Raw genomic sequence first — 11,433 nt, 5'->3', positions numbered from 1 at the left:
CCGGCTTCACGCCGGGGCGGTTTTTTCATGTCACCGGCTTTTGCAGGCTTACTGTTTGAAATAAAACTCACCGATCGCCTGGTCATACAAGGCGGGGGTTTGTTCGTGACCCACAGACCGGGCCAAGCGGACCACCTCATTGCGAACGTTGCGCAACACGCGGTCGACGGAAAGACCGGGTTTGACCATTTCTTTGACAAAGATGCGGGTGAACAAGCCATTTTTCTCTTTGTCGTTGTCGCCCAAGCGGTCCAAGGCTTGTTGGCCTGATCCGGCTGAAAACATGATCATCTGACCGGTGGCTGCGGATGTGGGGGCCAGGCCACGCCCACCGATCGCGCGGCCTTTGCTCTTGAATGGGTTATCTCGGCAGGCATCGATCACCGCCAAGGCGAACTTGGTTTTCTTCTCTTCGAGGTCATCCAAGACCTTTTGCAACAAGATGGCATCGTCCTTGACCTGGTCTTCCTGGTCTCCTTGCACATCGATGGGCAAGAGGTAGTTGGCATTGCCCAACTGCACACCGTGACCTGCGTAGAAGAACAGGACCTCGTCGCCGCCCGTGAGGTTTTGCCGGAAGTCGCGCACCGCCTGTTTGAATTGTTTCTCGGTCAAATTCAGGTGCTTGAAGACTTTGTAGCCGACCGCTTCCAAAGACTTGGCCATGGCATTGGCATCTGCGCCTGCGTTGTTGAGCTTGGGCACATGGGCATAGAGGTCGTTGCCGATCACCAAGGCCTTGCGGTTGGCATAAGTCATGGGCTCTTTGGGCGCCATGGGTTCAGGCGCCGCAGCGGCCTGCTCTTTCGCCTTGGCAGCGGCCGCGGCGGCCACATTCTCTTGCTGCAGCTTGGCCAGCATCTGTGTCATGGCCTCCAGTTGCTGGGCCATTTTGCGCCTGTCTTCATCCATGGCGCGGCGCTCTTGCTCAAAGCGCAGCTGCGCAGAGTTGTCTGCCACAGGTGCAGGGGCCGGCGCTGCTGGCGTTGCTGGTGTTGCCGCCGCAGGCTTGACCACGGGTGCGGGTTTGACCGTCTGCGCCGCAGTCAGCACGGGCGCCGTTGCGGGTGCAGGTGGCTTGGCCTGGGGTCGATGGGTGCTTGCCGTCTCCATTTCACGGATAACCTCTTGTGTGCGTTGTTCACGCTCTTTTTCTACCCGATCGGCGGTGGCATCTTCCGTGGCGGGGGCAGCGGCTGCCATTTGGATGTCTGCAGGTGTTGCTGGCGTCTGCCCATCCGAGTTCACCGGATAAGCCAGAGCCATGATCGGCTGAGGTTTTTTGTTGAAATAACTCTGCTGTATGGACTCCATGTAAATCGAGGTCCAGCCAGACAAAAGTTGGTGCTCTGGCCTCAACTTGCCAGCTTTGAATTCATCTTTAAACTTGGCGACCGTTACCCCTCTGGGTGGTAAAAGAAATGCCTCCAGACGAATACCCCTACCGTTATAAACTTGAACTTGCATTTCAAGTAAGAAAATATTTTTATTACCGCTTGCCAAATCTGGCATATTTTTTGTTGCTTCAGACCACCATTGTTTTTCATTTTCTCTGAAAAACTTCCCTGTTTTCCATTCATCAAAATTGCCAATAGAAAAATACCGAGAGCACTTATTAAGAAGTTCGTTGCTCCGCGTGCCATGCTCATTGACCATGAATTGGCTTGCCGAATTTGACAAACAATTCGTATTTCCCCAACGCACAGAATTAAGAGTTTGCCGCACGACGAGAAAAGGCACGAGAGCGCCAATTTGTTGGTTCTTAAGTGAATACACCTCCCAATCAGCGCGCTGATTGGCTTGAAAAATTGATTGAGGGTTAGGATTTCCGCCAGATGACTGTGAACTTATATTGATAACTTGCCATGCACCCTCCGGTAAAGCCACACTGCTACCCGAACCCATAGGCAAAAACCTTTGTAAATATTTCCACCGACAGGTTGCGCCAGGGCCGGCAGGACAAGGCATGTGGTCAACACCATGGCAAAAAAACGTCCAAGCCAGGACCATTGGCCTGTCCAGCCGAACAACAAGCGCAGGGGCTGGGGGGTGAAGAAGGTCAATGACATCTGAGTGTTCCTGCTGTCTCTATGGCACATCTGCGCACCGATTTGTGTATTCTGTCAAACTGACAATTGTTCCAATTGTTCCAATTGTTCCAATTGTTACACTAATGGCCCAGTATCCAACACACCATTGCGGGAAACACCCACCATGAGTTCTTACCGATTGATCACCACCGTGGCCCTGGCGATGGCCTTTGGACATGCGGGCGTCAGTGCGCAAACCAAATTGATCACCGAAACTGAAGCGCAAGCGCCCAATTTGCAAATGGCCGCTACCCGTGGCATCACACGCGGGCCGGGTATCAACTTGTTGACTCCCCCCGAAGTGAGCGCCAAGTCTTTCGCGTTCAAAATGCTGTTTGAACCCCGAGGCGGGGCCAAAATTGACCCTGCCAGCATCAAATTTGAGTACTTGAAACAGCCCATCGTCGATCTGACCGCTCGCTTCAAAGCAGGCCTGAATGGCAACCAGTTGGAATTACCACAGGCCAGCGTGCCTGCGGGCACGCACCCCATACGCGTCTCCGTGCGCGACAGCGAAGGCCGTGAAGGCAACACCATCATCCATTTGAGCGCCAAGTGAGCCACGCCTCGTTCAACTGCCCCTACTGCTGGAGCGATGTGCCTGTTCAGGCCTCGGTGTGCAGCCACTGCACGCGTGATCTGGTGTTGTTCAAACCCCTGGCACTTCGCTTGCAAGCCTTGGCAGACGAGGTGGCAGAACTCAAGACTTTGGCGGAACAACAAGCCCGCTCACTCACGCAGCTGCAAGCACAAGATATCCAGACGACGGTCTTGAACTATGCCGAAACACAAGACGCAAGGCAGACGTCAGCGGCCGCTTCGGTGGCCCCCACGCCCTCTTGGCTCAATTGGTTGGGCTTTATCGTCCTGACAATCGCCGCTATTGGTCTTTGCCATTGGATTTTGCTTTTTGTCTACGACGCTCCGCCTTTGTTTTTGCGCCTCTTGACCATCACGCTGCCTGTCTGCACGGGCTACCTCTGCGCCCGTCACAGTGCGCTGAACGGGCCCCTGCAGCTGTTGGCCGCCCTCTTGGTCTCAACTGTCTCGGTGGTTTTGATGTTGGGCATCACGGCCCACATCGACGGGGTGGCCCTGTGGCCCAGCAACACCCGCGATTGGCGCGAAACCCTGGAATACACCGTGGCCATCTGTTTGGCCTTTTTGACCGGTTATTTGATCTCTCGGTTGCTCAGCCGCTGGAAGCAACAACAACGCAACAACATCAGTCTTCGAATCTTGTTGGCCCGCGATGAGAATGGCAAGTTCAAAATCACCGAGATTTCCAACAAGGTGCAAAGCCTGATCACCGCCAGTGCACCTTTGGTCTCTGCCAGCATGGCCCTTTACTCCGGACTCAAAGCTTTCAGCAACTTGTGAGCTGATTTCATTTACACGGTTTGACCCGCATGAAAAAAAATATCCCGCTCCTGTTGGCGCTGACGCTCCTGAGTGCATGGCCAGCACACGCACAAACACAGCCTGCGTTGCGCTCGGCGCTGGTCATCGGACTGAGCCAATACGGCCCCAGCACGGGTGCCGCGACCTTGGAGGGCGTGCCTCATGACGTCGAAAGTGCCAAACGCATTGCCATGGCCATGGGTATTCCCGCTGACCAGATCCGCTTGGTCAGGGATCAACAGGCCACCAAAGCCAACATCCTCGAGGAAATTCGCAAGCTTGGCGAGCGCACCCGTGAGGGCGGCCGCAGCTTCATTTACTTCTCGGGGCATGGCACACGTTATTGGGACCCTTCGGTCAATGGTTGCGTCGAAGGCTTGCTGACCCACGATGGCCAAGCGATCACCAACGCCGAACTGGCAAAGGCCACGCAAAAAATCTCCGCCAATGCAGACAAGGTCATCACCATGATCGATGCTTGCCATTCAGGCGGCATCACCAACGGCAAAACCGCCACCCGTTCGATCGGCGGCATTGAATTCAAACCCAAATTCACCTTCAAAGCCAGCAGCGCGGCCGATGCGTGCAACAAGCCGGCCAACCTGAAAACACGCGGTTTGTTGGGCGAGTCCACGCGTTTGGGCGCATTGCAAGAAAACGTGGTTCAAATCACCTCATCTCGTCCCGATGAGGTCAGCTTTGATGAACCCGGCAAAGGCGGCTTGGCCACACAGGGCATTCGCGACTGCTTGCTGGGCAAAGCGTCTGACGTCGACGGGTCGGGTGCTGTGTCGCTGGCAGAGATTGAGCAGTGCGCACAAGCCTCCATCAATCAAAAACTCAAAGGCGTGAAAGACCTGACGCCTCACCACGTCTCTGTTTCGGGGAACCGAAATCTAATCCCTGTTTCCACGCAACGGCCTTCGGCACAAGCGCAAGCTCTGGCACAAGCGCAAGCTCTGGCACAAGCACAAGCACAAGCACAAGCACAAGCACGGGCTCAGGCGCAAGCTCAGGCACAAGCTCAGGCGCAAGCTCAGGCGCAAGCTCAGGCGCAAGCTCAGGCACAAGCTCAGGCGCAAGCTCAGGCGCAAGCTCAGGCGCAAGCTCAGGCGCAAGCTCAGGCGCAAGCTCAGGCACAAGCTCAGGCACAAGCTCAGGCACAAGCTCAGGCACAAGCTCAGGCACAAGCTCAGGCACAAGCTCAGGCACAAGCTCAGGCACAAGCTCAGGCACAAGCTCAGGCACAAGCTCAGGCGCAAGCTCAGGCGCAAGCTCAGGCGCAAGCTCAGGCGCAAGCTCAGGCGCAAGCTCAGGCGCAAGCTCAGGCGCAAGCTCAGGCGCAAGCTCAGGCACAGGCACAGGCACAGGCACAGGCACAGGCACAGGCACAGGCACAGGCACAGGCACAGGCACAGGAAACGCTGGCCGTCGCTCCGACTGTTGTCGCAGAGCCGATGCTGGCTTCCTTGGCCACATTGAACGACATTGCCCAACAGCGCGACCCGCGCATGGTGGTGGATGTCACCTTGAGCAAGCCTGTTTTGAAAATTGGCAAAGATGCTTTGAACCTGACGGTCAAATCCAGCCACGATGGCTACATTTACATGGTCTTGCTTGGCAGTGACCGCAAGAGCTTCTACGTGCTCTATCCCAACGGACTCGATAAAGACAACAAGATCAAAGCCGGTCAAACACGCAAACTGCCCCGTCCTGACTGGCAACTGGAAGCCGCTGGACCACCCGGCACAGACCACCTTTTGGTGATGGTGTCTTCAAGCCCTCGCCAAGTTGACCGTTTGGCCATGGCCGAGCCCTCCGCCACCAACCCGTTCACATTTGCCCTGAATGAAATCGGTGGCCGCGCTGCGCTGATCAACTTCTTGGTTCACAACAAGGAGGGCGAGGGCTCGGAGCGCTTTGGTGCCAAACTGCTCACCCTGAAGGAAGTTTTATGAAACGTTTTACCCTTGCTTTGGCGCTGGTCTTGGTCAGCGCATCCGCATCGGCCCAGCTGGTGCAACAAGCTTCTAAAGACGATCTGATCGAGAAGCTCACGCCACCGGCACCACCGGCTACCCGCAGTTTGCGAAACTTGGCCCCCAAACCGGTGAATGTGGACTTGTCGATCAACTTTGATTTCGACTCGGCCCGCCTTCAAGCGAGCAGCAAACCCTTGCTGGACAACCTGGCCCAAGCCATGAACAGCGAGCGCTTGGGTGCCCTCAAGTTCAAAGTGGAAGGCCACACCGATGCCAAAGGCAAGGCCGATTACAACCAAGAGTTGTCCTCTCGCCGCGCCTCGGCCGTTCAGGCTTATTTGATCGCGCAAAACGTGGGGGCAGATCGACTCCAAGCCGAGGGCAAAGGAGCGAGCGACTTGCTGACACCCGAAAAACCACTGGCCAGCGAAAACCGCAGAGTTCGTATCAGCTTGGTGCCATGATGCGTGCTGGCTTGTGGCCTCAAGCGCCGGTTTTGGCGCTGAGCCTTTGGACATTCACGGCTCCAGTCCACGCTTTCAATCTGGTCTCGCTGCAAGAAATGCAGGCCTCACAGGCCGCCAGTGAAGCCTTCACCGCCAAAGTCAGCCCCGTACCGGGCGCCCCCCAAATCGAGGTTGTTCACCCCAAATTGGATGGCCCTGTTGCATCGCCCACACCGATTCAATTGCTGTTCCTGCCATCTGGCTCCAGCTCGGTCCGTCCTGAAACTTTCAAGGTTTTGTACGGCCGACTGCGCCTCGACATCACTCAGCGTTTGGTGAATGAAGCCAAAATCACGGCCGAAGGCATCAGCGTCAAAGAAGCCAATTTGCCCAAAGGATCACACCAACTTTTGTTGCGTGTGGAAGATTTGCAAGGCCGTCAAGGCATGAAGCATTTGGATATCGACATCAAATAACGCGTCATGCCCGATGCTTCTGGGCCACGCTCTCCACCCTGTCCATTTTGAACACCCCCGAATCCCGAGAACGCCGAGCCCTTTGGCTCTTGTGGGTCACGCCTGCCCTGTGGTCCGTCAATTACATCGTGGCCCGAACCGCGCCAGGCGTGGTGGAGCCACACATGCTGGCTTTGGGCCGTTGGGCTCTGGCGGGCTTGATCGTGGGCTTCATTGCCCGCAGTGAACTCTGGCGCGAACGCCGCAGCACCCTGGCGCACGCATGGCAATACCTGGTGCTGGGTGCTTTGGGCATGCTCGTTTGCGGGGCCTGGGTGTACGAAGGCGCTCAAACCACCAGCGCCATGAACATCGCCCTGATTTACGCTGCCTCGCCGGTGCTGATCGCCTTGGCCGCCGTGCTCTGGCTGGGCGAGCGGTTTTCCTGGCGGCAGGGCCTGGGCGTGTTGGTCGCCATGTCTGGCGTTTTCCATGTCGTCGTCAAAGGCCAATGGGCCGCTCTGGGCCAAGTGCAGTGGATTGCCGGTGATGGCTGGATCGTGCTGGCCATGGTCTCGTGGGCTGGCTTTGCCCTGCTGCAAAAAAAATGGCCCAGCCCACTGGGTGCGACGGCACGTTTGGCCGCCATCTGCGCAGGCGGTGTGCTGGTCCTTTTGCCCTTTGCAGCTTGGGAGTGGCACCAAGCTTCGACGCCCGCTTGGAGCTGGCACGCCACGCTGTTGGTGGTGGTCGCGGGGCTGGTGCCCGGCGTGGGCGCCTATTGGGCCTATGGGTTTTGCCAGAAAGTTCTGGGCGCCAGCCGGGTCGCCGCGAGCTTGTACCTGGGGCCCCTGTATGGCGGCTTGACCGCTTGGGCCGTCCTGGGCGAGTCTTTGGGCTGGCACCATGTCGCGGGTGCGGCATTGATTTTGCCGGGCATTTACCTGGCTTCGCGCCGCACGGTTTGAGTGCGTTGGAATGCTTAAGGGCGCGTGGTTCAGCGCCTGAAGATGCGCGTGGATTCCCGCACCACCAATTCCGCCTCGACCAAACGAGATGGCGGGTTGATTTTGTTCAACAAGTCAAACATGGCTTTGGCCGCCGATGTCCCGATTTCGTAGACCGACTGCCTGACGGACGTGAGCGGTGGCAAGGTGAACGCCGAATGCGGCAGGTCGTCAAAACCCAACAACGAGACATCTTCAGGCACACGCAAACCAGCGCGGTGCAGTGCCAAGCGTGCGCCATAAGCCATCTGGTCGTTGGCAGCGATCACCGCAGTGAACTGCACACGGGTGGACAGCAAATCATTCATGGCCCGAAAGCCCCCAGACTCTTGGTAATCGCTGTAGACCACCAAGGTGTCGTCCACCGCCATATTTTTGCGCTGTACTTCATCCCGATACCCTTGCAGGCGCTGGGTGGCATCTGGGTGATCCAAAGGCCCTGAAATGAACGCCACGCGGTGGTGTCCCAAAGCATGCAGGTGGCGCACAGCGAGACACGCGCCTTCGGAGTTGTCAAAGTCGATGCTGAACAAATTGGGGGCACTCAGGCGTCTGCCCGTGACCACCACAGGAATCTTGGCCGCCATTTCAACCAATGTCTCATCGGCCAACTTGCCTGTCAAAACGATGATGCCGTCGACCTTGCGCTCTTGCAGCATGAACAGGCGGTTTTTCTCTTCGGACTCGTTCCAGTGTCCGCTGACAAACAAAGGCACATAGTTGGCCTTGTGCAACTCGTCTTCAATACCGCGCAAGGCTTCGCCGTAATAGGGGCTGTCGATGAACTGGGTCAGCACGCCGATGCTCATCGTGCGGCCACCGGCCAAGCTCCTGGCGGCCGGGTCAGGCCGAAAACCCAACGCCTCAATCACCGATTTCACCAAGGCTTGTTTTTCTTCGCTGACTTGAGCGGTGCCATTGAGAATGCGCGAGACGGTGCTGGGGGAAACACCGGCTTGCTGGGCCACCATGGTGAGGGTGGCGCGTGACTTGACCCCATTCGGCCTGGGCGAAGGCGAATGAGTCATATCACTTTCGGATGCAATGCTCATGCGCTACTTATTTTCATTTCATTAAAACCAGATTATGGATGACTATCGGTTTTGCCAAACTTTGACGTAGTCCACTTGCAGTGCCATTGCAGGCAAGTCACTCAAATTCACGGGACCACCTAAATTACCCCCCACGGCCACGTTCAGCAAAATATGGGCTGGTTGGTCAAACGGCCATTTGTCAGTGCCCGCGTTGCTGGCTTTTTTGTAGGAAAAAGTCGGAACTTCGTCCACGCCGATCAAGATCTCGTTAGCGGTCCAATGCAGTTGAAAGCGATGAAATTCACTGCACATATTGGCAACATTACGCTTTGCATAAAGAAGCCCAGCAACAGTTCCCCAATGGTTGTATGTGGTGTGCACGGCCGATTGGACTTGATTGGGCTGATTCCTGAACTCTTGAACCCCCCCAAACCATTCCATGATGTCGACTTCCCCTCGTGCAGGCCAATCTCCATTTCGGCCCATCATCCAAATCGCAGGCCATGCACCGGCCACACAAGGCACTTTGGCCCTGATTTCATAAAAGCCATAGGGCGTGGCGTTCAGGGCGTTGTAGTACTCAGAGGTATCCGTCTTGATGCGTGATGAGGTCGCCAACAACCCATAACCTGTGGGCGCACCGGAAGGTACGCCTTGCACAGGCTGAATGGTCAGCATGCCATTGCTAACGGACACGTTGGCAGCGTCGCTGGTGTAGTACTGCTTCTCGCTGTTACCCCAAACCGTACCCCCCAATAATGGCGATCCCAGGTCATAAGTCCACGCAGACCCAGGCGCTCCAACCGTGTCGAACTCATCTGACCACTTCAAGACATAACTGTCGGGTTTAGACAATGTCAGAGCGGGGGCGGTGGGACTCGAGTCCCCACCACCACCACATGCGACCATAGTGGCCATCAAACCTGCTGCCCACATGCCCTTGAGCACTTTAGAAGGTGTAAACAAGGCCTGCCCCCATCCAGTTGCCCGACTTGGCCACCCGCGAGTCAACACCGGTGAATGCAGCATGACCTGGCATGCTCAATGGCGCCAAACCTTTCTTGCCAAAATTCACCATGCCTGTAAAGCCGTAGACCGAAAAGCCAGGTTGGATTTCGTAACCGACACCGACTGTGTTGAGCAGCATGGTGTTGGATTGGCCACGGTCAACCGGGTTTTGGGTACTGGCTTTGCCCAAATAAACCATGCCTGTGTTGACGTTCCACTTCGGCGCAAATCTGAAGACAGCACCCAAACTGATATCGGTTGAACTGGCGCTGTAGGCTTTGTTGGTTGCAGCGTCTACGCCATCAACGTTGAACATGCTGTTCCACAAAGCATTCGGAGCCACGTAGCCAGTCACCACCGCTTTGTTACCACTCCAACGGTTGTGACGGACACCTGCATACAAATCTGTCTTGGCATTTAATTGGTAACGAGCCATCAGCATCACGATAGATTGCTGGTTGCCTTGGACCCTATTTCCTTCAAAAGGATCTGTGGTGGTCACCCCGATGAAAGGTCCATGTCCCCATGCCATGGCTTGTCCGTTTTTAGCGGATTGGGCCACGGCATCGACCATCCAGGGGCCTTTCACATACTTGGCATGCAATTCAAAAAGCGCAGGTGTACGCACCTTGGCTTTGGAGTCACCTGCATCGTAGGTGGCTTCAAGGTAGAGATCGCCCCCTGACACATCCAACAACGGTGATCCATAACGCACAGCCTGGGTCAGCAAGCCATAGCCAGCGCCACTGGAAGCCCACGCGTCTGAGATGCCGAGATTGGTGCCATAAGGGTAATCGGCCAAACTCCAGCTTCGGGTTGGAAAGGCACCCACCTGTACCAGACCGTAGTCTTCGTGCAAAACGGTGGCATTTTTTTCATACACCACCCCTGCGATGTCCTGCTTGCCATCACGCCAGCGCTGACTCAACAAGCCTTTGACCTTGAAACCGCCACCCAGATCAAATTCCTTGGTGCCAAGATAAGGTTGGAACAAGGTCAAGTGACCGCCCGACGTGCCGTAGGGCACGCCGGGAGACAAGGCGTCGGCCCAAGGACGGTGCCTGTCTTCGTTGGCATTGAGCTGGCAATTGCTGCATTGGTTGGAGGCGCGGGATGCCTCTATCTTTGCAAAACCTGTGAGTGTGAAAGGCCCAAAATCCACAGCCAGTGCAGTCAAAGGCAACAGACCAGTAAGTACGGTAGCAATCAGTTTCATATGGGCCTTTTCGTTTCAATTACAGTGCAAAACCGATGTAGCTCACCTGCATCAGTGTGCTGTTGTTTGCAGTAGAAGAATCTTTAGTTGGTTCTTTCCCGCCCACAACTTTGACGGATATCTGCTTGATGTCTGCCTTGAGCGCAGCCAATGTGCCAGCGCTGCAGGTGAGGCCACTCAGTGCAATGCGGTATGTCTTCAACCCGTAAGTGTTATTCGTTGAGTTGTCCAACACTTGGTCTACAGAACATTGGTTCGACCATGCGTAAGTTGATGAGTCTTGGGTGCCGCCTTGAATATCAATCACAAAAGTGTTGTGACTATTGACGTTGGACGCCGCACCGTTACCCATAGAAATTACCAAGGTACCTGACTGCGACGCATTCACAGTGCCATTTGCAGGTGCTTTGAACGAAAAACCAAAGTAATCCGCACTTGTGATTGCCGCGCTATGAGCGTACTGATTGCCAACCGCTTGGCGCTCAATGCGTGCGGCGTCGTTTTGGAGGCCCCAGTTGTAAGCAAAGCCTGCGCTTTCGAAGGAGTACACATCACCACCCTCGCCAGAAATCACCCAAGGATTACCACTTGCTCCAGCCTTACCCAAGAAAGAAGAGGCAAACAAAATATAGGGAGATGGTGGAGTCGCCACACTTGCCTCCGTACTGGTAATACCCCCACCACCGCAAGCCACCAATGTGCCTACGATGCCCAGAATGCCCATGCTGAAAGATTTGCCGATGTAACCCATGCGAAGATTTGCCATGTCAGTCTCCTGTTGAAAAAATTGAGGT

11 protein-coding genes are annotated in these 11,433 nt (G+C 55.8%); 6 read left to right on the top strand and 5 right to left on the bottom strand.

What is annotated here, in order from left to right; translation table 11 throughout:
* Window positions 1-48: 48 nt before the first annotated feature.
* Window positions 49-1,266 carry a caspase family protein gene (locus B9Z31_RS15465; RefSeq protein WP_158235652.1) on the bottom strand — a complete coding sequence of 406 codons (1,218 nt, stop codon included), beginning with the start codon at window positions 1,264-1,266 and terminating at the stop codon, window positions 49-51.
* Between the two features lie 948 nt (window positions 1,267-2,214).
* Here B9Z31_RS15465 and B9Z31_RS03850 point away from each other — a divergent pair.
* The 6 genes from B9Z31_RS03850 to B9Z31_RS03825 are packed head-to-tail and all read left to right on the top strand — an operon-like array spanning window position 2,215 to window position 7,342.
* Entirely contained in the window at window positions 2,215-2,649 is a 435-nt protein-coding gene (locus tag B9Z31_RS03850) for a hypothetical protein (RefSeq protein ID WP_100118232.1), read from the top strand.
* A complete protein-coding gene (locus tag B9Z31_RS03845; RefSeq protein WP_100118231.1) occupies window positions 2,646-3,470 on the top strand; it encodes a hypothetical protein in 825 nt (274 codons plus the stop codon). Before B9Z31_RS03850 ends, B9Z31_RS03845 begins: the two co-directional genes overlap by 4 nt.
* Window positions 3,471-3,499: 29 nt before the next feature.
* Complete coding sequence (locus tag B9Z31_RS03840) at window positions 3,500-5,449, top strand: caspase family protein (protein WP_100118230.1); 1,950 nt, start codon at window positions 3,500-3,502, stop codon at window positions 5,447-5,449.
* Entirely contained in the window at window positions 5,446-5,937 is a 492-nt protein-coding gene (locus tag B9Z31_RS03835; protein WP_100118229.1) for an OmpA family protein, read from the top strand. The genes B9Z31_RS03840 and B9Z31_RS03835 overlap by 4 nt, the downstream gene beginning before the upstream one ends.
* On the top strand, window positions 5,934-6,395 hold the full coding sequence (locus B9Z31_RS03830; RefSeq protein ID WP_100118228.1) for a hypothetical protein: 462 nt from the start codon (window positions 5,934-5,936) through the stop codon (window positions 6,393-6,395). The genes B9Z31_RS03835 and B9Z31_RS03830 overlap by 4 nt, the downstream gene beginning before the upstream one ends.
* A gap of 47 nt (window positions 6,396-6,442) precedes the next feature.
* The gene (locus B9Z31_RS03825; RefSeq protein WP_233200703.1) at window positions 6,443-7,342 is read left to right on the top strand and encodes a DMT family transporter; all 900 of its coding nucleotides are present in this window, start codon (window positions 6,443-6,445) and stop codon (window positions 7,340-7,342) included.
* Between the two features lie 29 nt (window positions 7,343-7,371).
* Here the strand turns inward: B9Z31_RS03825 and B9Z31_RS03820 are convergent, their stop codons facing one another.
* The 4 genes from B9Z31_RS03820 to B9Z31_RS03805 form a co-directional block, all read right to left on the bottom strand.
* Window positions 7,372-8,409 (bottom strand): LacI family DNA-binding transcriptional regulator, encoded by a 1,038-nt coding sequence (locus tag B9Z31_RS03820; RefSeq protein ID WP_100118351.1) that lies wholly within the window; start codon window positions 8,407-8,409, stop codon window positions 7,372-7,374.
* Between the two features lie 66 nt (window positions 8,410-8,475).
* Window positions 8,476-9,381, bottom strand: coding sequence for a family 16 glycosylhydrolase (locus tag B9Z31_RS03815; protein WP_158235651.1), 906 nt, complete (start codon window positions 9,379-9,381; stop codon window positions 8,476-8,478).
* Window positions 9,365-10,639, bottom strand: coding sequence for a hypothetical protein (locus tag B9Z31_RS03810; protein ID WP_143473808.1), 1,275 nt, complete (start codon window positions 10,637-10,639; stop codon window positions 9,365-9,367). The genes B9Z31_RS03815 and B9Z31_RS03810 overlap by 17 nt, the downstream gene beginning before the upstream one ends.
* Before the next feature lie 19 nt (window positions 10,640-10,658).
* Entirely contained in the window at window positions 10,659-11,405 is a 747-nt protein-coding gene (locus B9Z31_RS03805) for a hypothetical protein (protein ID WP_143473807.1), read from the bottom strand.
* Window positions 11,406-11,433: the final 28 nt, after the last annotated feature.

Source organism: Limnohabitans sp. G3-2 (genome assembly GCF_002778275.1).
Taxonomy (GTDB): domain Bacteria; phylum Pseudomonadota; class Gammaproteobacteria; order Burkholderiales; family Burkholderiaceae_C; genus Limnohabitans_A.
This window is presented reverse-complemented; position numbering and strand designations above follow the sequence as displayed.